Below are 25,324 nucleotides of genomic sequence, written 5' to 3' on the forward strand. Positions count from 1 at the left end.
TGAAATAGTTTCTAATGAATAATGCGATTTTCATGAAAAAGAACCTTATTTTTATTGCCACCATAGCCTTGCTGACTGGGCAGATTGCCCTGGCCCAAAAGACTTCGCCGGTCTACTTCACCAAGGACCTTTCCGGCCAGGGAGTGCTCAAGGTCTACCGGATGATCAAGGACCAGGTGAAGGGCAAGGTGGCGGTCAAGGTGCATTTCGGAGAGGAGGGTAATAAAAATTACCTCAAGCCCGAACTGTCAAAACCCTTGGTGGAACTTTTAAAGGCCACTTATGTGGAGACCAACGTGCTGTATTCCGGACCGCGCCAGAAAACAGAATCGCATCTTAAACTGGCCAAGGCCCATGGCTTCGGCTTTGCGCCGATAGACATCCTGGACTCCGAGGGCGAAAAGGCCTATGCCTGCAGCACCGCCTGCTACACCCGGGTGCTGGCCGGCAGCCACATGGACCGTTACAGCACCTTCATCATCTTCAGCCATTTCAAGGGGCACGGACTGGCCGGGTTCGGGGGGGCCATCAAGAACGTGGCCATGGGGCTGGCCTCCCGGATGGGCAAGCGGGCCATGCACGCCGACTACGTGCCCGATTATGATACCTCCAAGTGCATTCGCTGCGGGGCCTGCGTCAAGCAGTGTCCGGCCGGGGCCATCTCCATCAATCCCCTCAAGATAGACACCAGAAAGTGCATCGGATGCGGCCAGTGTCTCAAAGACTGTCCGGTGGAGGCTTTTGAGGCCAGCAAGGACCGGATAAGCTCCGAACTCTTCAATAAAAGATTGGTGGAATACGCCAAGGTGCTGGCCGACAGCAACCATTTCGTCTACATCAATGTGCTGGCCAACCTCTCGCCGGACTGCGACTGTTCGGGGAGAGCCCGAAAGCCGTTCACCGGGGATATCGGGATCCTGTCCTCCACCGACCTGGTGGCCATCGAGCAGGCCAGCCTGGACCTGGTGAATAAGGCCCACAATTGCCAGGACGCCTTCCTCAAGGAGAGCGGCCGGAGCGGCAACATCCAGATAGAATACGCTGAGAAACTGGGGATGGGCAGCCGGAAGTACCGCTTGGTGAACCTCGATGGCAGATAGGCCGGATGAAGAGGCTTTTTAACATAATAGACGGGCTGCCCAAGCCCTGGGTGATCGTTGCCAGTTTTTTAATGGTGGTTCTATTGGGGCTGGTAGATCACTGGACCGGCCCTCTGTGGGCCTTCTCCGCCTTCGACTGGTTTCCGGTGGCTCTGGCCGCCTGGTTCATAGGACTGGGCTGGGGGCTGGCAGTGGCCCTGACCGGAGCGGCGGTGTGGCTTATCGCCGACATCACCGGCGTAAGCAATTACAGTCACCCAATGATGCCATTGTGGAACACGGCCGCCCGGCTGACCGCCTTTCTGGTAATGGCCTACGCACTCTCGGCCCTTCGCCGGACCCTGGGGTCCGAGCGGCACCTGGCCCGCAACGACTTCCTGACCGATGCCGCCAACAGCCGCTGTTTCTCCGAGGCGGCCGAAAGGGCCATTGAGCAGGCCAAGAGGGACGGGACCAGGATAGCCCTGGCCTATATCGATCTGGATAATTTCAAGGGCATCAATGACACCTTTGGGCACAGCGTGGGCGATCAACTGCTAAAACTGGTGGCGGAGATAATCAAAAAGAATTTGCGGGATGGCGATCTGGTAGCCAGGCTGGGCGGCGATGAGTTTGGGGTGCTGCTGCCGATGGCCACCGAGGATTCGGTTCTGGCTGTCATGGAAAGGATGAGGGAACATTTCATGGCGGAGGTTAAAACTAGGAAATGGCCGGTAAGCTTCAGCATGGGGCTGGTGCTGTTTAAAAAACTGCCCGATAATGTTGATGAGATGATCAAACAAGCCGACAACCTGATGTATACGGTCAAGGGCAGCGGAAAGAACGGTATAAAATTCATAGTGTATCAATGATAGTGAAAGGAAGACGGCAATGAACAATCAGATCTTATTTTTTGCCTCACTTTTGCTGATGGTCTCCAATGCGGCCTGGGCCAAGCCGAACGACAGGGCCCCGGCCGATATCGAAGATCTCTTTAAGGGATATTTCCGGGAGAACATGGAGCTGTCTCCGGAGACCGCCAGCTCGCTGGGGCTGACACCGGCGATGGGCTATCCGGTCAACAACGACAAACTGGACGACGACTCCGAGGAGGTCCTGGAGAGGGCCTATGCCATGAACCGGAAATACCGCCAGTGGCTTAAAAGTTACGACCTTAAAAAGCTCACCCCTTCCCAGAGGATGGACGCCGAACTGCTGGCCTGGCAGCTGGACCGGATCCTGGACGGCTACAAATACCGCTATCACAATTACGTGGTCACCCCCATGCAGGGGGTCCACGCCACCCTGGTCACCGTGATGACCGAATACCACAATATCTCCAACCGCCAGGATGCCCTGGATTATCTGGCCCGCCTGGAAAAGATCGAAAAGAGGCTGGACCAATCGGCCGCCCGGATGCAATTGCAGTTCAAGAAAGGCATCCATCCCACGACCGGCATATTCCAGCATATCGGGCAGATGATGTCAGAATTCGTCGCCGCGCCGCCGGACAGCAATCTTTACTACACCTCCCTGAGCAACCGCATTGGACCTTTGAACGACATCCCCGGGGCCGAGAGGACCCAGATGCTGGATAAGGCCAAAAAGACAGTGACCGAAAGCATCTACCCCGCTTACCGGCGATACCTCTCGCAGCTGCAGGAATTGGGGGCCAAGGCCGGGCAGAACCCGGGAGCGTGGAAATTACCGGACGGCGATAAATATTACCGATACTGCCTGCGCAAACACACCAGCACCAAACTGTCCCCGGACCAGATCCACCAACTGGGGTTAAAGGAGGTGGCCCGGATCCAGGCCGAGGTCAATATCCTGCTGGACTCGCTGGGCATTCCGGCGGCCCGGAACTTCAGCGATCGCTTGAACCAATACCGGCAAACCCTCAATTCACCGGAGAACCGGGATAAATTCACCTATCCCGCCACCCCCAACGGCAAAAGACAGGTGATCAAGGATTACCAGGCCATCATCGATGACACCTGGGAAAGGCTGCCGGCATTGTTCGCCCTGATACCCAGGACAAAGGTCTCCGCCCAGCCGGTGCCGCAGTTCAAGGAGGCCTCCGGCGCCACCTATTACGAGCCCGGCTCACTGGACGGCCGGCGCCAGGGCACTTTCTATGTCAATCAGGGCTGGCTGCCCTTGAAGCCCAATATGGCCACCCTGGCCTACCACGAGGCCATCCCCGGTCATCATTTCCAGATCGCTTTGCAGCAGGAGATGCCGGACAACCGGATATTCAAGGCCCTGTTCTTCATTCCGGGCTTCGGCGAGGGCTGGGCGCTGTATTCCGAGCGGCTGGCCAAGGAGCAGGGCTGGCTGCCCGACGCCTATTCCCGCCTGGGCTACCTCAACTCCGAACTTTTCCGGGCGGTGCGGCTGGTGCTGGATACCGGCATCCACCAGAAAAGATGGACCCTGGAGCAGGCCGCCGGATACATGAAGGACAACCTGGGCTGGGCCGGTTACGGCGAACTGGGGCGCTACAGCGTCTGGCCGGGCCAGGCCTGCTCCTACAAGGTGGGCGAGCTGAAGATCGTCGAACTGCGGGAGAGGACCAAAGCCAAACTGGGAGGCAAATTCGACATCAAGGAATTCCACCGGATGGTGCTGCAACAGGGCAGCATCCCGCTGGAGATGCTGGAGAAACTGACCGACGATTTCATACAGCGCAGCAGCTGATGAAAACCGGGCGGGCTAATTATTTAAGTGGAATTATCCAGGCGGTTTTGCTATGATATCAGGATGATTGTTAATCTTAGCGCCTTGAGTCTGAGGGGAATGAACATTTACCCGATAAAGCGCCGGCGGTTGTTTATAGGTCTGGCCCTGATCCTGGTCGGCCTCTGGGGATGCACCAACAGCAAGCCGGTCAGGCCGGAGAATGCTTCGGTGATCTATGCCAGCATCGCCAACATATATTTTACCGAACCCTCCCAGGAGATAAGTTTTGCCCTGAGGTATCTGGGGGGCTACGGTTCGCTGGCCTGGCATGTATCCAGCAAGCCGGACTGGGTGGAGCTGTTTCCCGACAGCGGATACCTGACCGGCGAGTTCCAGTATGTGACCGCCAGGCTGAACGGAGCGGTGGTGGCCTATCTGGCCAAGGGCACGTACAGCGGCCTGCTCACCATTTACTCCAGCGAGGGGTCCAAGGACATCCCTGTCACTTTCGTCTACAGCAAATAATAAGCAAGGATATCATGGACCAGAAGATCATTACCCTGCCGGAATTGTCGGCCATCCGCCAAAGGGTCAAAAAGGAACATAAGAAAGTGGTCTTCACCAACGGGGTGTTCGACCTGCTGCACCGGGGGCATGTGGAGTATCTGCAGAAGGCCAGGCAGCTGGGGGACATGCTTATCATCGGTCTGAATTCCGATGCCTCGGTGCACGCCATCAAAGGGCCCCAGCGTCCTCTGGTGAGCCAAGAGGACCGGGCAACGGTGCTGGCGGCCCTGGCCTGCGTGGATCATATCGTCTATTTCGATGAGGACACCCCGGCCGAGCTGATCGAGGCCATCCTGCCGGACATCCTGGTGAAAGGGGCCGATTATTCGATCGAGCAGATAGTAGGCGCCGAGGCGGTGCTGAAGAACGGCGGGCAGGTGATACCCATCGAGCTGACGCCGGGGAGGTCCACCTCCGAACTGATCAGAAAGATCGCGGAGAGTTACGGCAGGGAGTGAAGTTTAACCAGTATTTAACCTAAAATAAAAACACAGGTTTCTAATTCATAAAAACCCGTGTCGGCCAACGGTAAAAAATATCACCGGCGATCCATCCGCCTTCCGGAATACGATTATGGCCAGGAGGGGGCGTATTATGTGACAATCTGCGCCCAGGATCGCAAATGTATTTTCGGGCAAATAAAAAACGGCCGGATGCAATTGAACGAATGGGGATCGATGGTACATTCGTTCTGGGAAAGATTGCCGGAACATTATTGCGGGTTGGTCTTGGATTCCTTTGTCATAATGCCCAATCACGTTCATTTTATAATTATCATTGCCAACGATGTTGTTCCGCGGGGTAGGGGCGAGGTCACCTCGCCCCTAGGGGACGGTGATAATAATTTAGTAATGGGCGAGGTGACCTCGCCCCTACGGGATTCGGCAAAACATACATTAGGACAGGTATTGGCATTTTATAAATATCAAACGACAAAGGCAATTAATCTGGCAAATAGCACGCCAGGGCGTAAAATATGGCAACGAAATTATTTTGAACATATCATCCGCAATGAAAGATCTTATAATGAGATCAGAAAATATATCATAGAAAATCCCAGATATTGGGCCGCAGACGATGAAAATCCCGAACGAAAATCATAAAAGGAGATAAAATAAATGGAATGCTGGCATTGCGAACGGCCGGCCAATGCGGTCTGCAGTTTCTGCGGGCGCTCGGTCTGCAAGGAACACGCCAAGACCCTGCCCATCGTCCTGACCATGTACCGCGACAAGCAGGACAAACTGAAGGGCCTGGCGGTATCGGACTCGGTATATTGCGGGGTGTGCCATCCCAAGGACGAGCCGGTGGACCTGGACGATATCGGGTAAGGCTCCGGAACGCAGATTACACAGATGGGACAGATCTGCGCAGATCTTGTTTTTCGGGTTCTGGTCCTTTAAAACATATTTTATGCTATGACGGATAATCCGGTCTTAAAAATAATCGAAAAGGCCTTCGGGGACAATTCCCTGCGGCAGAAGCTGCTGTCGGACATGCCGGAAACCCTGAAGAAGCTGGGGGTAAATCTGTCGCCCGAGCAAATGCAGGAGCTGCTCCGGGCGCTGGACGAGAGCGGGGAGGCTTTCGCTTCCGGGCTGGACCAGAGACTCTCCCAGAGCGGGGTCTCGCTTAATCCGCATTCATTGCTGCAACAGAGCAAAAAGAAGGCTGGCCAGAAAAAGGATACATTGGATCTGTCTGCGGTGCGCAATTCTTTCGGAGATGCGGAGGTGGTAAAAGGGAAAAAAGCCCCAGAAGCTCGGGTGAGAGAAGATCATCAAGATATACCGGAGGGCGATGTGTCATACGATCAGGATGAGCCGGATTATGAGGTGGAGCGGGATTGAGGTTGCCTAAATGTATAACAGAGGCCCCAAAAGTATTAAATAAATTTGTAACGGTGCTGATGTAAAACGAATATTAATCTTTTATATCATAACGTTTTATCTTATTATGATAAATGGAACAATTTTTGCTGTTTGATTAAGTGTCCCCTCTGGATCTGTGAAGGAAAAAATAAACCTTGGGAGGTAATTGATATGAAAACGTCCAAAGCTATTTTACTGCTGTTTGGGGTCATTCTTATTTCCGGCCTGGCCCAGGCACAGTACTACCAGAAGAGCGCGCTGACCACCGGTATCGGGCCGAAAAATTTCGCCTATAACAGCGACAGCGGCAAGGTGTATGTCTCCAACACCGGGGAGTCCACCATCGGGATCATAAGAAACTATTCCTACCAGCCCTGCACCCTGGGCTACAGCCCCGGGCAGATGACCTACAATGCGTTGAGCAGAAAAATGTTCGTGGCCACCGGAGTGGGCTATGTCTACATCCTCGATGCCGATGCTGACACGGTGGAAACATACCTGACGCCGGGGATGGGCCCGGTGAATCTGGCATACAACAGCGCGGTCAACAAGCTCTACGCCAACTCCTCGGCCTACGGGCTGTATATCTACAACGGCAGCACCTATTCCCAGCTGAATTATTTCACCGGATTCGAGGGCCGGCTGTACTCCTACCCCGGGACCCAGACCTACGTGGCCCACGGCTTTGACAGCCTGATCGGGGTTATCGACGGGGCCGGAGACGGCATAAACGATACCATAGTTTTGGGCGGCGTCACCTCGTACAGCGAGATGGTGGGCAGCCCCGAGATGCAGAAGCTGTATGTCACCCTGCCGGGCCGCAACCAGGTGGGGATCATCAATGCCGCCACCAACAGCCTGATCACCACGGTCAGCGTGGGGGCAGGACCCTCGGCCCTGGCCTACTGCCCGGAGTACAAGAAAACCTACGTGGCCTGTCCGGGGGACATCAACATCTGGGTGATAGACAGCATGAATGTGGCCAGTTCTTTTTCACTGGGGGATTCGATCACCGCCGTCTACTACAACCAGGCCAGCAGGCAGGTATGCTTTACCGACCAGAACAATTCCATGCTAAGGGTGTGGGATCCCGTCGGGGACTACCTTGTCAAGACCATCAACCTGCCGGTCATCAACCCGGCCGGGGTGTTCGCCGATCCGGCCAGCGGGGATATCTATGTGTCGCTCACCGGGCTGGGCGGGCCCGGGGCGGTGGCGGTAATGGGCTACGATACGCTGGCTCCCGCCGGGGCCGTCATCTACAACACCCCGGACATCATCAACACCGACACCCTGACGGTGTTCTGGAGCCCGGGGGCCGATCCCGGAGGCTCCGGCATTGTGGCCTACGATGTCTACTTTCAGCCCGACTCCACCGAACCATCCATGAACACTTATTTCCCGCCGGACACCTCGGCGCTCCTGATGCTGAGCAGCGACTCCACCATGTACCACCTGATGGTGGTGGCCCGGGACAGCGCCGGCAATCCGATCAACGTCGATTATCTCTGGCAGGACAGCGTCTATGTCGATTTCAGCTATGTCCTTCCGGTGGACAGCATTCCCCCGGCCGCCCCGCTGACCCCCCTGATCTACGGGACAAACCCCGGCTTCTGGCTGAGCTCCGTCTACACCACCGCCCAGCTAAGCTGGGACAACCCCGAGCCCGGCATCACCAAGGCCTTCTTCAAGCTGGGCTCCCCTCCGGGCTTCGAATTAGACCACCACGATTCCATGTACTCCTCCGGAGGAATGGCCGACACCTTCTATCTTCCGGTGGACACCCTCAACGGCGACTATCAGCTGTATATCTGGCTGGCCGACAGCTCTGGCAACTCCGGTTACAACAACCCGGCCGCGGTGGGCGTCAGGCGCGACCTGGACCCGCCCCTCAACACCATGGTCAAGCCGTTCCCCGGCGACACGGCCTACAGCACCAGCTTTCCGGTCAGCTGGACCGGGGGGATGGACGCGTTGTCGGGCATCGCCTCCTACCGGCTGAACTACCGGGTGGACACCAGCGGCAGTTGGTACACGGTGATAGATTATCATCCCGATACTTTGGTGGTCTTCTCCGGGGCGGTCCCGGGCCACCGCTATTATTTCGAGGCGGCGGCCTACGATTCGGCCTACAACCTGGAGACGATATTCAATGTCTCCGAGGCTTCGGTATTCGTGGCCCTCACCGCCGCCGACACCACCCGGCCGCAGATCATCTCCACCACCCCCGCCCAGGGCGACAGCCTGGTGTCCCTGGGTAACCAGATCTATATAAACTTTTCCGAGCCGGTGGATACTCTATCGTTAAGGTTTCACTGCACCCCCGACCCCGGCGGCTGGAACCTTTACTGGGGCTTCAGCCGGGATTACCTGATGCTGATCCATAATAATTTATTGCCCGGGACGGTCTACACCATCACGGTGGACTCGCTGGCTGACAGCTCGGGGAATCTTCTGGCCGCCGGCCCGGTGCCCAATCCCTGGTCTTTTGCCACCAAGCCCAGCATCACCCTGAGCACCGCCTGGCAGGGCGGGGCCTACCGCCTGTTCTCGGTCCCGCTGCTGGCAACCGACAGCTCGGCCCTTGGGATGCTGGGCGACGATCTGGGGGCCTACGGATCCACCGGCTGGCGCCTGATAGGATATAAGACCGAAGTGGATTCTTTCATCGAAAGGCCTTTTATAACCAACGGGCGGGGCTACTGGCTGGCATCGGTCAACAGCGCCTCCCTGGACGTGGCTGGGGCGGTCCACGATTCCTTTGCCTCGGCGAAGATCCCGATGTTTCCCGGCTGGAACCTGATCGGAACGCCTTTCAACGCCCCGGTGGCGGTGGCCTCCCTCCAGGTGGTTGATACCATCTGGAGGCCATACAGCGATCCTTCTTCTTGGGACCTGGTCAGCCCCCGGATGTGGCATTACACCGACAATACCCCGGACCTTGTCAACAACGGCGCCTGGGACAGTTTGTCTCCGGCCGACACCGCCGCCCGGATGAACCCCTGGAAGGGCTATGCCCTGTATGCCGCGACCGGATGCTCGCTTTACATTCAAACCCTGGCCACCAAGGGAGGCCTGCCGAAGACGGCCCATAACGACTACCGGATTGACTGGCAGTTGGAGGTTAGCGCCGCCAGCGGCCGGGCCTCCGATGGGGGCCTCCGGCTGGGGGTGTCATCCCAGGCCAGGGAGGGCTACGACCGGCTGGACTCCGAGAAGCCGCCCTTGGTAAGCAACCAGGTCAAGATCTATATTCCCCATGATGACTGGGACCGCGGGCCCTGCCGGCAGTACCAGTACGACTTCCGCCCGCCGGCCGATCATATCGAATGGCCGCTGACGGCCCAGACCTCCGATAAAGAGGGTGCCTTGTCGTTCAAATTAAGCGGGGCGCTTCCGTCGGGCCATAAACTTTACCTGGCGGACCGCTCGGCCGGCATCGGCCTGGAGATCGTCCCCGGCCAGCCGGTGGGTTTCAGCGGCACCGTGCAGTACTCCGTCATCTTTACGGATCGTAAACTTTCCCAGCTGAATATCAAGCCGCTGCATCTGCTGATGAACCGGGCGGCCCCCAACCCCTTCCGGAATCAAATGAACCTATCCTACCAGATCCCCCGGGCCGGGCCGGTGAGCATCACCATCTACAACATCTCCGGACAGCGGGTCCGGACCCTGGTGGACCAGGATATGAGCCCGGGCTACTATTCGGCCGGGTGGGATGGCCGGGACGACGCCGGCAGCAGCATCTCCTCCGGGGTCTATTTCGTCCGCCTGGCCTCCGATGGGAAGGCCTTGACCCAGAAGATACTTAAGATCAAATAGAAGGAAAACGGCTGGATGAAAAAAAGATATTATTCATACATCGCAATACTTTCGGCCCTGTTCGTCCTGTGGCCGCTGAAATTATCCCAGGGGGAGTACCGGCCCACCGAAGCCAGGATAAATTTTTTAAAGGGCCCGGTCAACATTCAACGGGTGGCCACCGAAGCCTGGAGGCCGGCTTTTATCAAGATGTCCCTTTACACCGGCGACAAGGTCAGATGCCAGGAACTGGCCGAGACCGAGATCATCCTGAACGACGGCAGCATCCTCAAGCTTAGGGACAACAGCCTGATGGAGATCGAGCTGATGGAGCGGGACAAAAAGGACCGGGCCGCCCGGACCGCCCTGAAGGTCTACCAGGGCAAGCTCCTGGGGTCGATCAAGAAACTGGCCGGCAAGAGCTCCAAGTTCACGGTGTCGACGCCGACGGCGGTGGCCGGGATCCGGGGGACGGTGTTCGGGGTGTTCGTGGAGGGGGATTCCACCGAGCTGAACGTGCTGAAGGGTGAGGTGGCCATCCAGGGCGACTCCGGGGGCGAGGTGCTGGTGAAGGACAAGATGATGATCACGGTGGCCAAGGGGGACTCGGCCCACAACCCGGTGGTGATGACGGCGGCCAAGCTGGCGTTCATGACCATGTGGGCCGGAGCGGCCATCAAGATAGGATCGATGGGGAGTGCGGCGGCGGTGGTGGCCACCACTGCAGTCATAATCATCGCCGGCGGCGGGGATGACGAGCCGGCCCCGGAGCCGGGCGCCCAGACCATCCCCGCCCCGCCGGGATGGCCCAATCCGTAATAAAGCCATCAAAATAAAATCAAAGGAATAAATAATGCTGGGAGGGAACATGAAGAAATTAGGTTTGATAACAATAACGCTGCTGTTGGCCGCAATGCCTGGCTGGGCCGTCAGGTACGGGGTCAAAAAGCAGATCTACACCGGGGCCAGCATGGCCTATCCGACCTACCTGGTCTACAGCAGCGTAAGCGACAGGATGTATTCGGGCAATGCCGGGCCGGGCAACTTTTTGGCCATGGACTGCGCCGGGGACTCATCCTTGGGGCCGGTGGCGGGGGCCGTGAGCCCTTACCCCCCGGCCTACGATTCGGTGAACAACCGGTTCTACTACAAGGGCGGCAACGAAACCTTTTACGCGGTCGAGTGTGCCACCAACACCGTGGATACCTCCCTGGGTGGCTGGCAGGGCGGAACCTGGACCGCCTGCAATCCCGACAACAACAAGATCTACGTCAACGATGACTGGAACGGGCAGACCCACGCATACAGCGCAGTCGATTATTCCTTCAACGGGGCGTTGACTAACTACTGCGGGTTTGTCCATTACTATTCGCCGACCAACAGCGTTTACGTTCCCAATGCCAACCCTCTGGGGACCAAGGATTCGCTGGGGGTCTTCAGCGGAGCCACCAACGCCCTGACCGCCGAGATATACATCCCGGGGATGATGTCAAACTTCAACAAGGCCATGGCCTCCAATCCGACGGCCAGTCGTCTTTACCTGTCCCTGCCCAATACCGACCAGATGGCCATCGTCAACACCTCGGACAATACCCTGGCCAACATCCTGACGGTGGGAGACAACCCCTCCGATTTCGCCCTGTGTCCGATCAATAAACGCATGTTCTTCGCCTGCAACGGCTCCAGCCAGTACTCCCTGCAGTTCATGGACAGCATGGACGTGCTGGACTCGGTGCTGGTGGGCGATTCGGCCAGCGCGGTGGTCTACAATCCGTCCGATTCCCTGATCTACGTCGGGTGCAACACCGGCGGGTACGTCAAGCTGGTGGACCCGAGGCTGGCGACCCCCGTGGTGATGGACAGCGTATATGTGGGATTCAACCCGCAATTCCGGGACATGGCGGTGGATGGAGGCGGCGACGTCTACTGCGCCATGTACAATTCCGACGACATCTACGTCATCGGCAAGATACCGCTGCGGATCTGGCAGTGCGTCAACTCCTTCTTTTGGGGAGAATACTTTACCTGGGACTACTCCGATGACGGCGGCTTCAGCTGGACCGGCAATTCCATGATGTACACGCCCAATGCCGCCACCGACAGCCTGATATACATCCCCAGCGGTTACACGGTGGACGTGGATGCCGCGGTGACGGCCGACCAGCTGGTTATAACCGGCGGCCTGAACATCAATGCCGATTTCACCATCCTCGAGGGCCCGGGAACCGATGTCCAGGTCGACGGCTTCCTGCAAAGGCAGGGGGGGGGCTTTACCGTCATGCCCGGGGCCAGTCTGGTCTTCGGGCCCGGCAGCCAGTACAACCACCAGATGGATGGGGATACCATTCCGACCGCCAGCTGGGACAGCACTTCCGTGGTCAACATCACCGGGGTGATGACCACCATTCCGGCCGGGCTGGACCAGGCCTTCGGCAACCTGACCTGGGACTGCTTCCAGCAGGCCGGGGATCACATCCTGCCGGGCGGGGCTTCCTTCTCGGTGCGGGACCTCTCGGTCAACTCCACCGGCCCCGGCACACTGTGCCTAACCAGCGCCGCCAAGCCGGAGCTGACCGTCAACAACCTGCAGATCGGCATGGCCAATGCGGTGCTGGGCTCGGGCGGCAACCGCAAGCTGCATGTCAAGGGTGGCTTGTCAGTCATAGACCCCGGCTGGCTGTACCTGACAGACTCCCTGAACCCCGGCATCGACACCCTGTTCCTGTACGGTAATTACTTCCACACCATGGCCGGGATCGGCGGGGGCGGACCGGACTCCACCGCCATCGTTTTCTGCGGGGCCGACACCCAGCATTATGAAGGTCAGTTCGAGACCCTTACCGGGTATATCGACTATCAGGTCCGGCCGGGTTCGATTTTGGATGTATCGCAATACGCGGCGGTGGGCATCGGCAGCCTGGGAAACTTTACCTTGATGCCGGGGGCCACCCTGGTGATCCGGGATGACGCCGGCATCTGGGCCACCGGAGGCGGCGGAGCCGTCCAGGTGGCCGGCTCCCGCAACTTCAGCAAGCAGGCCAACTACTGTTTCTACGACGGGCCCGGGGGCTATGTCTACTGCGGCGACGGCCTGCCGGACACGGTCAACTGCCTGACCATCAACAACACCGTCGGCAGCGGCTGGTACCAGGAGTACTACAGCACCACCGTTATGGACACCTTCGCCCTGCTGGAAGGCTTCGTCGACGCCAACTACGACATCACCCTCAACGGTCCGGTGGTCCAGGGCACCGGGTACATCAACGGTTCCACCTCGGTGACGATCAGGGTGGGGGGCGGCGGCCCGGACTGCGTGCTGCCGGTGGCGGCGGGCTCCACGCTGCGGGGCCTGGTGCTGGACCGCCCCGGCCGGACCCTGACCCTGACCGGAAACCTTATGATATTCGACTCGCTGGCCCTGCTGGGCGGCACCCTGCAGACCGGCAGCTATGGGCTGATGTTCGAGCCCAATGCCAACATCGCCCGGAACGCAGGGAGCGAGCTGCTGGGCCTTTTCCCGCCGAGCTTTGCCGGCATGGTCAACCTGGGCTACGGCGGGGGAACAGTCACCGCCGGCCTGGAGATGCCGGCCAGTTCCATGGCCATCATGTCTCTGTCGCTCAACGTGGCCACCGACACCCTGGTGGTGGACCGCGATACATTGAACGTATGGAACAACCTGTTTCTCTCGGGCGGCCTCCGGTTCAACGGGAATAGTTTCTCGTCTTACGGCCTAATAGACACGATGGGACCGGCCGGTGAGCTGATCCTCACCGATACCAGCCAGGCCAGCTTCTTCGGGTCCATGGACCCCCTTTACCTGCCGGGCATCACCGGGGGGCGTCTTACGCTTGACAACAGCACCGGCGGGAGCGTGATGCGGCGAAACATCACCTGCACCGGGATGCTGAACCTGAGCCTTGGAAATATGGTGGTGGGGGCCAATACGCTGACCTTGGGCGACAGCCTGACCGGTTCCGGCCTTCTGGTCACCGACAGCACATCATCCCTGGTATTCCAGGGGAATGCCGTCACCCAGACAATGCCGTCCACGGTCAACAATTTAAGCAAACTTAGATGGGATCGCGCAGGTTTCCTGACCATCATGTCACCCCTGGTCCTGCATGACACCCTGTATCTGGTGCAGGGCGTGGTGGACAATTCCGCCAACCTAAGCCTGCGCACCGGCTCCACCATCGTCCGCAATTCCGGGAGCCTGTTGATGCCTCCGGTGCTGCAGAGCGACATCAACCTGGTCTATGGGCCGCACGGAGGCGGGACCCTGGCCGCCGGCAACGAGCTGCCGGGCGGGGCCTCCGATCTTTATCATTTGGCCGTCGGCTTAAACTCCCAGCCCAACGACACCATACTCCTGTCTTCCGACGCCCAGGTCAACGGACGATTGAGTATTTATGAAGGGGCCCTCAATATAGGCGGCAACGCCCTGACGCTGCTGGATAGCATCGATCTGTTCGCCGGCAGCCTGTCGGCCGACAGCACATCGACCCTGATGGTCCTCAACAATCCCTATATGTTCCGGCTGCCGCCGAACATAAAAAACCTGGACAGCCTGGTGCTGGCCAGCTTTCCGGGGCTGGAGCTGGCCGACACGGTCCGTATCCGCTCCGGCTACCGGCAGACCACCGGCAGGATCGCCACCGGACAATTGGCCTACGGCCCGGCCGCCGCTTTGATCTATGACAATCTCGGGGCCGACACCACCTCCAATTTCGAGTTCCCGGTCATCGGCGGACCCCGTGACCTGACAGTTGCCGCCGTGGCGCTTCAGCTACATGCCGACAGGACGATCAAAGGGAGCCTGAACCTGGACGGCGTTCTGAACACCGGCGCCAACACCATCACCCTAGACACCCTGGGGAATTTGTGGCTGTTATCCGGTTACGTGGACGGCAAGCTGTCCAAACTCATCCCCGTTTCGGCTGACACCACCATCTACTACGAGCTGGGCACCGCCTCCGGGGGGTACAGCGAAGCCGGCATCCAGGTGTTCAACAACACCGTGCCGGCCTTCGTCACCACCGGGATCAAGGGAGCGGGACACCCGCTGGTCAACGATTCCAGCGCCTGCCTCAGGAAGACCTGGTCCTTCTCCGGGGCCGGACTGGCGGCCGACGCCAGCCTGATCACCCTGAACTACCTGCCGTCGGATTTCAACAGCGGATTCTCCGAGGCGGCCGACGAATCCACCATGGTGGCCGGGCGCTACGACAACGGGGCCACCCCGGGCTGGCAGTTCCCGAACATCGCCGTCCGCAACATCTACGGCAATGCCGACGGCGGATCGATAGTCCTAAGCCAGGCCGGCAATTTCACCGACAATCCAGAGTTCACCCTGGGGCGCGATACAATGTCGATCTTCAACCCGGCGGCCGATACCACCCTGCCCTACATCGCGTCTAACCTGCCGCTGGACTGGGCATCGACGGTGGGTCTCTCGGACAGCGTGCGGATCACCTTCTCCGAGCCGGTCCGGAAATCCGGGGTCAGCTACAGCTTCGTGCCGGCTCCCGGCCTGGTGGATACGGCCTGGAGCGCGGACTCCACCACAATAGTATTCAATCACAGTCCGTTTTCCGAATTAACCTCCTACACCGTCAGGGTGCTGGGGGTGCAGGATACGGCCGGCAACTCTCTGACCGGGCGGGATAGCATCGGGTTCATGACCGCAGCGGCGTCGGACACCATCGGGCCGTACCTCAGCTTCGTCCAGCCCTTCAACGGTCAGACCGGGGTGATGCTGGACCAGCCGATCATGATCGGCTTCTCCGAGCCGGTGGACAGTTTTTCCCTGCGCTTCACCTGCACCCCCAACCCCGGCGGCTGGGTGCAGAACTGGGATTCGACCGGATATAATGTCTTCCTGATGCACAACAACTTCCTTCCGGGCGCCAGTTATTCCTTCCGGGTGGATTCGGTCAGCGACATCAACAGCAACCAATTGCGGACCGACACCACTACCGTGCCCAACCCCTGGACCTTCACCGCCCAGCCCTACGAGACCCTCAGCGTGGCCTGGACCGGAGGGGCCTACAAACTGTTCTCGGTCCCGGTCAAGCCGGGGACCAATGCCGCCCTGACCAATCTGAGCGACGATCTGGGAGCCTACAGCGACAGCACCTGGCTGATGTTCGGATATGATGCCGCCGCAAATTCGTTCCCGGCCCGTCCGGACATCTACAACGGCTACGGCTACTGGCTGGCCTCGGCCAACAACGCCACCATCGATATCCAGGGCCTGCAGCAGGACAATTACTCAAACGTCGGACTGCAGCCCGGCTGGAACCTGATCGGCTGTCCGTTCGAGGACCCGGTGCTGGTCCAGTCCATCGAGGTCATCGACACCCTGCAGCAGATGCGGACCTACAACGATACCACCAATAATATGTTCCTGAACGACAGCCTGGTCCGGCAGAGGATGTGGAGCTATTCCGACCACAGTTACGATTTCGTCAACAACGGGGCCTGGGACAGCCTGTCGGCCTTCGACAGCGCCAGCCACCTGCAGCCCTGGCAGGGCTATGCGGTGTATGCTTTGCAGCCCTGCTCGCTGTTCATGATGCCGGCCTTCAAATCATCCGCCAAGGGGGTCCGCCTGGTGGCCTCCCCCAAGGTCGAGGTAAGCTGGCAGGCGGAATTCTCGGCAAGCAGCGGCCAGGCCGCCGACCGGGGCATCAGGATCGGGATCTCGCCCCAGGCTAAGGCCGGCTACGACCGGCTGGACGCCGAAAAACCGCCGCTGGTCAGCAGCGACGTTATGGCCTACATCCCGCATGACGACTGGAACCAGGGTCCCTGCCGGTCATACCAATACGACTTCCGCCCCGGTTCCGACCACGTCGAATGGCCGCTGACGGTCAGGACCTCCTCGGACGACCGGCCGGCGGAGCTGGCCTACAACCTGTCCCAAACAATTCCCGATGGTTACCAGCTTTACCTGGTGGACCGCAGGACCGGCAAGGCCACGGTGATAAGCGGAAGCGGAAAGATGGGATTCTCCGGCAGCCGGGAGTTCGCCGTCATCTACACCAACCGGAGCCTGGGCGGTCTGGACCTGAAACCCCTGAGCTTTGACCTCAACCAGACCTATCCCAACCCCTTCGCCCAGAGCATCACCGTCAACTACCAGCTGGTGGCCGCCGGGCAGGTCAGCCTGAAGGTCTACAATGTGGCCGGACAGCTGGTCAGGACCCTGACCGAGGGAACCGCCCTGCCGGGCTATTACAGCCAGACCTGGAACGGCCGGGACAACGGCGGCCGGAAGATAGCTTCGGGCGTCTATATCATGCGCCTGGCGTCGGGCGGCCAGGAGCGGACCCGTAAATTAGTGAAGATCAAATAAGGAGATATAAAATGAAAAAGATCGTCTCGATTTTAACCGCGGCCATAATGCTGATGGCCCTCCAGCCGGCCCGGGCCGAATTCAAGCCGTCCCAGGCCAGGATCACCTTCATCAAGGGAAAGGTGGAGGTGCAGCGCCAGGGCAGCCAGACACCGGTCCCGGCCATGATGAAGATGACGGTATATCCCGGGGACATGATCTCCACCGATGACGGGTCCGAGGCCGAATTGAAGCTGTCGGACGGCAGCATCCTCAAGCTGAAGGACCAGGGACGGCTGGAGATCGAGAGAATGGAGAGGCAGAAGAAGCCCCTGACCACCATAAATTCCTTCCGGCTGGCAGCCGGCAAGATCCTGGGCTCCATCCGCAAGCTGTCCTCCCAGGAATCAAAGTTCACGGTGACCACACCGACGGCGGTGGCCGGCATCCGGGGGACGGTGTTCGGGGTGTTCGTGGAGGGGGACTCCACCGAGCTGAACGTGCTGAAGGGTGAGGTGGCCATCCAAGGCGACGCCGGGGGCGAGGTGCTGGTGAAGGACAAGATGATGCTCACGGTGGCCAAGGGGGACTCGGCCCACAACCCGGTGGTGATGACGGCGGCCAAGCTGGCGTTCATGACCATGTGGGCCGGAGCGGCCCTCAAGATAGGGTCGATGGGCAGCGCGGCGGCCACGGCCTGGTACGCCACCACGCCGGCCATCATCGGAGGTGCGGCGGCGGTGGTGGCCACCTCGGCGGTGGTGATCATCGCCAGCCAGAACGACGAGACCCCGGCCCCGGAGCCGGGCGCCCAGACCATCCCCGCCCCGCCGGGCTGGCCGCAATAAACCAACCTAACAGAACCCCGTGGGCTGTGTCCGCCTGTCTTAACAGGTCAGATGATCCGGACAGGTTTGCGGGGTTTCATTTTAAGACTGGCAAACAAAGGTCTTTTCTGTCATATAAAGAGGAAAAAGGGTTTTATGAAGTGGGTGGTTTTGTTTCTTTTTGGGGGCTTGGGGCTGGCTTCCCTGACCGCCGGCCTGGTGTGGGGGGCCAAGAGGGCGGCCCTTTTCCGAACCGGATTGATCGCTCAGGGCAGGGTGGTGGCGATGCACCAGGGCGAGGTGGTCGACGACGAGGAAAGCCCCCGTCCATCCTATTATCCGATGGTGGAGTTCCGGACCCCGGATGGCCGGAGTTTCCAATTCAAGGGCAGCACCGGCAGTTCCAGCCCGGAGTTCACGATCGGGGCCGAGGTGGAGGTCAGATACAATCCCCAAAAACCCCAACAGGCCCAGTTGGCCAAGTTCTCCCATTTTTGGCTGGGGCCGCTGCTGCTGACCATCGGGGGACTATTGGCCCTGTTCCTGGCCTCGGGGGTGTTCTACATCTTCGGCGACATCGAGGGCGGGAAGAGCCCGGCCGGCCGGAGCATCAGAGCCCGGATGCTGGAGGCCAGCGGCAAGGCGGTCAGGATCGAGGGCCGGATCACCGGGGTCCGGGAAAGGGGCCGGGGCCGCTACGTATTCATCTGCCGGGGGGCCAGGCCGGGGTCAGATCGGGAGGAGGACTTCGAGTCGGAGGAGTTCGGGGTGAAGCCGGAGGGCGAACTGATCGGCCGGAGCGTGATTATCCTCATCAATCCCGACAAGAAGGATGAATACAGCGTCGAGCTGGGGCCGCTGCTCAAGGAGGTTGTGGAGAACCAATCCAGGTGACCAAGCGGTGATTCGATCGGAATCGATCAGTAATTTCTAAAAAATTCAAAATGAAAATAATATTGCCCCCGGCATTTTTCATAGCCCTTCTGGCAGGGGTTTTAACGGCGGCTTTTCCGGGGTGCGCCCCCACCGTGTCCATAAAATACGACATCCACCGCAACCTGCCGATCATAGCGGACAACAGCCGCCCCGGGAAAACCTTTCAGGCCGGGGTGTTCCACGATTTCAGCAGCCGGGACACGGTCGAGATAGACTACTTCTACACCAGTCAGGTCAATCAGACCTTTTCGGCCTGGAACCAGTCTAACAGCCTATTGTACCTGTCCTATTCGCCCGTCGGGTCTTTTTCGGTCACAGGGATGATGGACGATGTGGGACCCGCCGCCGAACTGGTCTTCCGGCCAAAGATGGACGATCCCTGTCTGGCCCTGAGCGCCGCGGGATGGAAGAGTGATAAAGCTCTGTACTTCCGGGGCACGGCCGCGGGATCGCACCGCCCCTTCAGAAAGGATACTTCTGAAGTTGATGACGGCTTAAGCGGCCTCGGATTCTTCGGAAACCTGAGCTGGGCCCAGTATCCGGTCAGCATAGAATTCGACCAGACCTATTACGATACTTTGGGAACCGAGTATTCCTGGCGGCTGGCCGGCGAGGAGAAAGGTTCGGCCCTCATTGCCGGGGCCGGCCTGGAGGCGGACCTGGGCTGGATCAAGGCCCAGCTGGGGATATCCCATTCATTCGCCATGAAGGAGCGGGGGGTGCGGGTGGACCTGGGCAGCCAGCCGGCCTACCTGACGGATGTCCGTCCGGCTCCGGTGACAAGGTTTCTGGCCGGGGTGATAGTGGGATTTTGAAATATTTGCCAATAGGATTATGTCGTAAACCGGGGCGATCCGATATCGCCCCGGTCTTATTTATCCTTGATTTTAAAGGGGGTAAAGAGTTATAATAAATGTTCAAATCAACATGGATTCCCGATTCCTCGGGAATGACAATCGACATTTTTATATATGATCCGCGAAAATCCGTGGCCAATTAATTTAAGCAACAATAATTGCGAGGGAATTCAAGTGTCCAGACCCGACAATGCCTTTGAAAAGATAGTCTCCCTGTCCAAGCGGCGGGGGTTCATATTCCAGTCCTCCGAGGTCTACGGGGGCCTGGGCTCCACCTGGGATTACGGCCCGCTGGGGGTGGAGCTGAAGAACAACGTCAAAAAAGCCTGGTGGAGGAGCGTGGTCTATTCCCGGGAGGATATGGAGGGGCTGGACGCGGCCATCATCATGAACCGCCTGGTGTGGCAGTATTCCGGCCACGAAAAGACCTTTGTGGATCCGCTGGTGGACTGCAAGAAATGCCGTAAAAGATTTCGGGCAGATCATATAAAAGGAGACAAGTGTCCCGAGTGCGGGGGAGAGCTGACCGAGCCCCGCAATTTCAACGGAATGTTCCAGACCCATGTGGGTCCGGTGCAGGACGAGTCCGGCCTGGCCTACCTTCGCCCCGAGACCGCCCAGGGGATCTTCACCAATTTCCTCAACGTGCTGCAGTCCATGCGGCGCAAACTGCCCTTCGGCATTGCCCAAGTTGGCAAGTCGTTCCGCAATGAGATCACCCCGGGCAATTTCACCTTTCGCACCCGGGAGTTCGAACAGATGGAGATCGAATACTTCTGCAAGCCGCCCCAGTACCTCCAGCCCGGCGAGAAGGACGACCAGCAGCTGCACCAGGAATGGGTGGAGGCCCGCTACAACTGGTACATCGATCTGGGCATGAGCCCGGAGCGCCTTAAAAAACGCCCCCAGGCCCAGGAGGAGCTGGCCCATTACGCCAAGGCCTGCGTGGACCTGGAATACCTTTTCCCCGGTTCGCTGGGCTGGAGCGAGCTGGAGGGGGTGGCCAACCGCCAGGATTACGACCTGACGGCCCACAGCAACAATGTAAACGAGGCCGACCTGGTCCGTCTGAAACTGGCCAAGAACGAGCATTCCACCGAAAAGATGGAATATTTCGACGAGGCCTATGCCGATCCCGCCACCGGCAAAAAGGGCGCCAAGTACATCCCCTATGTCATCGAGCCCTCGGCCGGGGCCGACCGGGCCACTTTGGCCTTTTTGTGCGAGGCCTATCAAGAAGAACAGCTCAGCCAGCCATCCGAGGAATCCGTGAACCCTCTCAAGGAAGCGGCGGCCGCGGCCCTAAAAAGCATCGGCAAGAAGGTGGCCGAGGCCCAGAAAAAGCCGGGCTCCGACGGCCCGACCCTGGAGCAGCTGCAGGCCATAGAAAAAGCCCTGCAAACCGCCATCGAAAAACTTCCCGGCTCGCTACTGGAGACAGACGCCGCCTGCAGCCTGCCGGGGGCCGACCGGATCGAACTGCTCAAAAAGGTCCGCCAGCTGAACGGGAAGCTGTGCGACGAGCATACCAGGACCGTCCTAAAACTGCACCCCGAGCTGGCCCCCATCAAGGTGGCGGTCCTTCCCCTGAAGAAGAACGAGCCAGCCATCGTGGAGACCGCCAAAAGCATCAGGTCCCTGCTTCAGCCGGCCCTGCGGACGGTCTATGACGACACCGCCGGGATAGGCAAACTGTACCGCCGGCAGGACGAGATCGGCACTCCGTTCTGCGTCACGGTGGACTTTCAGACCCTGCAGGACAGGACGGTCACCCTAAGGGACCGGGACACCATGGGGCAGGAAAGATATAAGATCGAAGAATTGTCGGTAGTGATAGGAAAAAGGATGTCGGAATGGAAAGCCTGACATATAATTGAAGGCATAATAAAGCAATACTCAAAGGGCGGCCGGCATGCCGCCCTTTCTTTTTCAAGGCCTTGGCCCGCAAATTCTAAGGGAATTTATTGTTGACATTATCCATTAAGTTATGATATGATATTTTGTTAAGTATGTTTTAAAAGGAGAATATAATGGCCGAAGCTCAAGGGGCTTTCGAAAAGAACCTGGCCGCCGGGGAGGTCCTCTTTAAGGAGGGGGACAAAGGCGAGGAGATGTATCTGATAAAATCCGGCAAGGTGGAGATATCCAACAACGCCGGGGGGGTCAAAAAGGTCTTGGCCGAGTTGTCCGAGGGCTCATTCCTGGGCGAGATGGCCATCGTGGATGATGCCCCGCGCTCGGCTGCGGCCATAGCCCTAAGCGAGGTCTCACTGCTGATACTGGACCGGGCGGCCTTCAAGGCCCAGCTGCAGGAGAACCCCATGGTGGAATACCTGATCTCCAGCCTGGTCAAGCGCCTGCGGGAGACCAACGAACAGGTGAAGATACTGCTGCAGAAGGACGATGTCTGCCGGGTGGCGGCCTCGCTGCTGGCCATGGGCCGGGAGAAGGGCGCTCCGGACGGATCGGGAGTTTTCATCAAGGGCAGTTACACCCCGGAGGGACTGGCCAAGCAGGTGGGGGTCAGCATCCCCAAGGCCAAGGATATCCTGGAGAAGATGCAGGCCTCGTCGCTGATAGCCTTCTCTCCCGAGGGGATCAAGATCCCCTCCATGCCGGACCTGGAGGAATACTGGCGCTACGCCACCCTCAAGGAGAAGTTCAAGGAGATCTAGTACCGGCCACAGAGATTTTTTATATTGTAGGGGCGAAAGGTCTTTCGCCCGGACCTCATTACCAGGCAATACAGTCATTCCCGTGCCGACGGGAATCCATGGGACCAGCCCCTTTTTAACCACCAAGACACCAAGGCACAGAGATTTTTGTCACCCTGAGTTTTCCTTCTGTCTGGCAGGATGAGTGCCTTCGCCGTAGCTGCGGCACTCGAGGTAGCCAATTATAAAAGCGAAGGCGAAATGGGTGACGATAACGCCATTTCAACCACAGAGGGCACAAAGAAAACATTATCGTAGGGCGGATCGCGATCCGCCCAGGTTCTCCGCCTGCCAAGGCAGGTCATTCCGGTGCAGACGGGAATCCAGGGCCAACATTTTTATAATTTCAATAATCAGATAGAGCGAAGATGCGATTTCCCAAGGGCAGGTCAAGCCTCCAGAACGCCAAACTTGAATTCGTCCACCTGGACAACATTTTGGCCGACAATAAAAAAGAGCGGGCCAGCAAGATCTCCGGATACCTGGAGATCATCTATCCCGACATGGTCCAGCTGCTGTATCTCAAGAAGGGCGAGCCGGTGAACGCCGGGCATTTCTCCCGCACCGAACGCAAGCAGATCTCCATCTCCGAGGTGATAGATAAGGCCAAAAAATCCACCACCGGCACGGTCTCCATCTACGAGACGCCGGAGGAGCTGGTGGACATGATGCTGGCCGTCTTCAGCGTCAAGCCGGTTTTCAAGAACCTGGACCTGTCCAATGTGGAACCGGAAAAGTTGTTCGAGAAGCTGACCTCGGTCAAGTTCGACGGCTTTATGGAGATCCGGCGGGGGGTGGATATCTCCTACGTCCGATTCAAGGAGGGGGCGCCGGTCTCCGGCTATTTCACCTGGAAGGTGGAGGGCATTACCCCCGACCTGCTGAAGGCGGCCCTCAAGGCTGCGGCCACCGCCCCCGGGGCGGTGATCGTGGACGCCTATGACAAACTGCCGGTGCTGGCCGAGCATGCCAGCCCCGCCCAGATAGAGCTGTTCGTCAAGGCCATGAACAAGCTGATGGCCGAAATGCGCAACATCGCCGGCCCCACCCTGGTCAGCAAGACCATCGCCTCCTCGAAGGAAGCGGCCTCGGTGCACTATCCCTTCCTCAAGGACTTCGATTCCGGAGACGAGATCAAGGGCGAGGGCAAGATCGTGACCACCTCCGAGGAGCTGGGCAAGGGATTTGCCGAATGGATGGATAATTTCGTCGACTCCTTCCGGATAGTGCTGGGCAAGCGCCTGGACGGGATAGTGCAGAACGCCCTGAAGGATTTCCGCTTCGCCCTCAAGGCCTCCAGCTTCGGACGGTACTCCAAGCTCAAGGATCTGCTCTAAACCAACGTTCAAAGAGTGATTCAGATGCCGGGAATATTATATTTAGTGGCCACGCCCATCGGCAACCTGGAGGACATCACCCTGAGGGCGCTGAAGGTCCTCCAGGAGGTTCAGTTGATCGCCGCCGAGGATACCCGGCACACCGGCCTGCTGCTGAAACACTACGGGATAAGCACCCCGTTAAGTTCTTTCTACTCTTACAACCAGAAGGGAAAAGCCCCGGAGCTGATCCGCCGGATGCAGGAAGGGGCCAATATGGCCCTGGTGTCCGACGCCGGGACCCCCGGCATCTCCGATCCGGCGGTGGCCCTGGTGGCCCAGGCGGTGGCGGCCGGCATCAAGGTGGTCCCCATCCCCGGGCCGACCGCCCTGATCTCCGCCCTGATCGCCTCCGGCCTGGACACCAGCCAGTTCGTCTTCACCGGATTCCTTCCGGTCAAGCCGGGCCGCCGGGCTAAGGTCCTGGGGCAGCTGGAGCGGGAATCCCGGACCATCGTGATCTACGAATCCCCCCACCGCATCAGCCGCACTTTGCAGGAACTGGCTGATGTTTTTAAATCCCGCCCGGCGGCGGTCTGCCGGGAGATCACCAAAATGTTCGAGGAATTCGAACGGGGCCCGCTGCCCGAGCTGGCGGAAAAGTATCGAACCAAGAAGCCCAAGGGCGAATTTGTAATCGTTATTGCCGGAAAGGAATAGATGTTTCCCAATTGGCTGAAGACCGGATTTGTCAACCTGTTCAATCCGGTGATAAATTTCTTCATCTGGACCAGGGTCAAGCCCAACTGGCTGACCACCGCCGGATTTCTGTTCGGCCTGGGCTCCGGCCTGCTGTTCGCCACCGGCCATTTCTTCTGGGGCGGCCTGGTGGCCCTGCTGTCGGCCATCTGCGACGCCATCGACGGCTCGCTGGCCCGCCGCTCGGGCCGCAGCACCAAGTTCGGCATGTTCTACGACTCGGTGCTGGACCGCTACTCGGAGCTGGCCATGTTCATCGGGCTGTCCTATTACTATGCCGGCAGCGAGATGTGGCGGCTGGTCATCCTGACCGACCTGGCGCTGGCCGGCTCGTTGATGGTCAGCTACGCCCGGGCCAGGGCCGAGGGGCTGGGCGAGGACTGCAAGGTGGGCATCATGGAGCGGCCGGAACGGATAGCGGTGATCATCACCGCCTCGGTGTTCACCGGGATCTTCGACCAGCACTGGATATTCGAGATCGCCCTGTGGGTGCTGGCGGTATTCACCAACGTCACCGCGCTGCAGAGGATCCTGCATATCCGCCAGAAGACCAAGGGGCAGGGGATTCCCTGAATA

19 protein-coding genes are annotated in these 25,324 nt (G+C 59.0%); all 19 read left to right on the top strand.

The window, feature by feature from the left end; genetic code table 11:
• Nucleotides 1-32: 32 nt before the first annotated feature.
• A complete protein-coding gene (locus A2273_04375; GenBank protein OGF07707.1) occupies nucleotides 33-1,100 on the top strand; it encodes a hypothetical protein in 1,068 nt (355 codons plus the stop codon).
• Nucleotides 1,101-1,105: 5 nt separating this feature from the next.
• Nucleotides 1,106-1,951, top strand: a complete 846-nt coding sequence (locus tag A2273_04380; GenBank protein OGF07708.1) for a hypothetical protein — start codon at nucleotides 1,106-1,108, stop codon at nucleotides 1,949-1,951.
• A 19-nt stretch (nucleotides 1,952-1,970) separates the two neighbouring features.
• Nucleotides 1,971-3,779 (top strand): hypothetical protein, encoded by a 1,809-nt coding sequence (locus A2273_04385; protein ID OGF07709.1) that lies wholly within the window; start codon nucleotides 1,971-1,973, stop codon nucleotides 3,777-3,779.
• Nucleotides 3,780-3,878: 99 nt separating this feature from the next.
• Nucleotides 3,879-4,286 carry a hypothetical protein gene (locus tag A2273_04390; GenBank protein ID OGF07710.1) on the top strand — a complete coding sequence of 136 codons (408 nt, stop codon included), beginning with the start codon at nucleotides 3,879-3,881 and terminating at the stop codon, nucleotides 4,284-4,286.
• A gap of 14 nt (nucleotides 4,287-4,300) precedes the next feature.
• On the top strand, nucleotides 4,301-4,786 hold the full coding sequence (locus A2273_04395; protein OGF07711.1) for a hypothetical protein: 486 nt from the start codon (nucleotides 4,301-4,303) through the stop codon (nucleotides 4,784-4,786).
• 57 nt (nucleotides 4,787-4,843) lie between these two features.
• On the top strand, nucleotides 4,844-5,431 hold the full coding sequence (locus tag A2273_04400; GenBank protein ID OGF07712.1) for a hypothetical protein: 588 nt from the start codon (nucleotides 4,844-4,846) through the stop codon (nucleotides 5,429-5,431).
• A gap of 15 nt (nucleotides 5,432-5,446) precedes the next feature.
• On the top strand, nucleotides 5,447-5,659 hold the full coding sequence (locus A2273_04405; GenBank protein OGF07713.1) for a hypothetical protein: 213 nt from the start codon (nucleotides 5,447-5,449) through the stop codon (nucleotides 5,657-5,659).
• A gap of 87 nt (nucleotides 5,660-5,746) precedes the next feature.
• Nucleotides 5,747-6,178, top strand: a complete 432-nt coding sequence (locus tag A2273_04410; GenBank protein OGF07714.1) for a hypothetical protein — start codon at nucleotides 5,747-5,749, stop codon at nucleotides 6,176-6,178.
• A 192-nt stretch (nucleotides 6,179-6,370) separates the two neighbouring features.
• The gene (locus tag A2273_04415; GenBank protein ID OGF07715.1) at nucleotides 6,371-10,021 is read left to right on the top strand and encodes a hypothetical protein; all 3,651 of its coding nucleotides are present in this window, start codon (nucleotides 6,371-6,373) and stop codon (nucleotides 10,019-10,021) included.
• Nucleotides 10,022-10,036: 15 nt separating this feature from the next.
• Nucleotides 10,037-10,819 carry a hypothetical protein gene (locus A2273_04420; protein ID OGF07716.1) on the top strand — a complete coding sequence of 261 codons (783 nt, stop codon included), beginning with the start codon at nucleotides 10,037-10,039 and terminating at the stop codon, nucleotides 10,817-10,819.
• 34 nt (nucleotides 10,820-10,853) lie between these two features.
• Nucleotides 10,854-17,360: a hypothetical protein gene (locus tag A2273_04425; GenBank protein OGF07717.1), complete on the top strand. Its 6,507-nt coding sequence runs from the start codon at nucleotides 10,854-10,856 to the stop codon at nucleotides 17,358-17,360.
• Nucleotides 17,361-17,371: 11 nt separating this feature from the next.
• Entirely contained in the window at nucleotides 17,372-18,187 is an 816-nt protein-coding gene (locus tag A2273_04430) for a hypothetical protein (protein ID OGF07718.1), read from the top strand.
• A 135-nt stretch (nucleotides 18,188-18,322) separates the two neighbouring features.
• The gene (locus tag A2273_04435) at nucleotides 18,323-19,060 is read left to right on the top strand and encodes a hypothetical protein (GenBank protein ID OGF07719.1); all 738 of its coding nucleotides are present in this window, start codon (nucleotides 18,323-18,325) and stop codon (nucleotides 19,058-19,060) included.
• 50 nt (nucleotides 19,061-19,110) lie between these two features.
• Complete coding sequence (locus tag A2273_04440; GenBank protein ID OGF07720.1) at nucleotides 19,111-19,917, top strand: hypothetical protein; 807 nt, start codon at nucleotides 19,111-19,113, stop codon at nucleotides 19,915-19,917.
• 216 nt (nucleotides 19,918-20,133) lie between these two features.
• Nucleotides 20,134-21,825, top strand: a complete 1,692-nt coding sequence (locus tag A2273_04445; GenBank protein OGF07721.1) for a hypothetical protein — start codon at nucleotides 20,134-20,136, stop codon at nucleotides 21,823-21,825.
• Between the two features lie 164 nt (nucleotides 21,826-21,989).
• On the top strand, nucleotides 21,990-22,634 hold the full coding sequence (locus A2273_04450; GenBank protein OGF07722.1) for a hypothetical protein: 645 nt from the start codon (nucleotides 21,990-21,992) through the stop codon (nucleotides 22,632-22,634).
• Between the two features lie 407 nt (nucleotides 22,635-23,041).
• Complete coding sequence (locus A2273_04455; protein ID OGF07723.1) at nucleotides 23,042-24,010, top strand: hypothetical protein; 969 nt, start codon at nucleotides 23,042-23,044, stop codon at nucleotides 24,008-24,010.
• A 24-nt stretch (nucleotides 24,011-24,034) separates the two neighbouring features.
• Entirely contained in the window at nucleotides 24,035-24,709 is a 675-nt protein-coding gene (locus tag A2273_04460; GenBank protein ID OGF07724.1) for a 16S rRNA (cytidine(1402)-2'-O)-methyltransferase, read from the top strand.
• Entirely contained in the window at nucleotides 24,710-25,321 is a 612-nt protein-coding gene (locus A2273_04465; GenBank protein ID OGF07725.1) for a hypothetical protein, read from the top strand.
• Nucleotides 25,322-25,324: the final 3 nt, after the last annotated feature.

The sequence above is a fragment of the Candidatus Edwardsbacteria bacterium RifOxyA12_full_54_48 genome (genome assembly GCA_001777915.1).
Taxonomy (GTDB): Bacteria; Edwardsbacteria; AC1; order AC1; family EtOH8; genus UBA2226.

Coding starts and splice junctions, on each gene's coding strand:
- A2273_04415 (OGF07715.1), top strand. CDS start 6,371: ATGAAAACGTCCAAAGCTATTTTACTGCTGTTTGGGGTCATTCTTATT.
- A2273_04435 (OGF07719.1), top strand. CDS start 18,323: ATGAAGTGGGTGGTTTTGTTTCTTTTTGGGGGCTTGGGGCTGGCTTCC.
- A2273_04410 (OGF07714.1), top strand. CDS start 5,747: ATGACGGATAATCCGGTCTTAAAAATAATCGAAAAGGCCTTCGGGGAC.
- A2273_04405 (OGF07713.1), top strand. CDS start 5,447: ATGGAATGCTGGCATTGCGAACGGCCGGCCAATGCGGTCTGCAGTTTC.
- A2273_04385 (OGF07709.1), top strand. CDS start 1,971: ATGAACAATCAGATCTTATTTTTTGCCTCACTTTTGCTGATGGTCTCC.
- A2273_04425 (OGF07717.1), top strand. CDS start 10,854: ATGCTGGGAGGGAACATGAAGAAATTAGGTTTGATAACAATAACGCTG.
- A2273_04455 (OGF07723.1), top strand. CDS start 23,042: ATGCGATTTCCCAAGGGCAGGTCAAGCCTCCAGAACGCCAAACTTGAA.
- A2273_04460 (OGF07724.1), top strand. CDS start 24,035: ATGCCGGGAATATTATATTTAGTGGCCACGCCCATCGGCAACCTGGAG.
- A2273_04430 (OGF07718.1), top strand. CDS start 17,372: ATGAAAAAGATCGTCTCGATTTTAACCGCGGCCATAATGCTGATGGCC.
- A2273_04395 (OGF07711.1), top strand. CDS start 4,301: ATGGACCAGAAGATCATTACCCTGCCGGAATTGTCGGCCATCCGCCAA.
- A2273_04420 (OGF07716.1), top strand. CDS start 10,037: ATGAAAAAAAGATATTATTCATACATCGCAATACTTTCGGCCCTGTTC.
- A2273_04375 (OGF07707.1), top strand. CDS start 33: ATGAAAAAGAACCTTATTTTTATTGCCACCATAGCCTTGCTGACTGGG.
- A2273_04450 (OGF07722.1), top strand. CDS start 21,990: ATGGCCGAAGCTCAAGGGGCTTTCGAAAAGAACCTGGCCGCCGGGGAG.
- A2273_04465 (OGF07725.1), top strand. CDS start 24,710: ATGTTTCCCAATTGGCTGAAGACCGGATTTGTCAACCTGTTCAATCCG.
- A2273_04380 (OGF07708.1), top strand. CDS start 1,106: ATGAAGAGGCTTTTTAACATAATAGACGGGCTGCCCAAGCCCTGGGTG.
- A2273_04390 (OGF07710.1), top strand. CDS start 3,879: ATGAACATTTACCCGATAAAGCGCCGGCGGTTGTTTATAGGTCTGGCC.
- A2273_04440 (OGF07720.1), top strand. CDS start 19,111: ATGAAAATAATATTGCCCCCGGCATTTTTCATAGCCCTTCTGGCAGGG.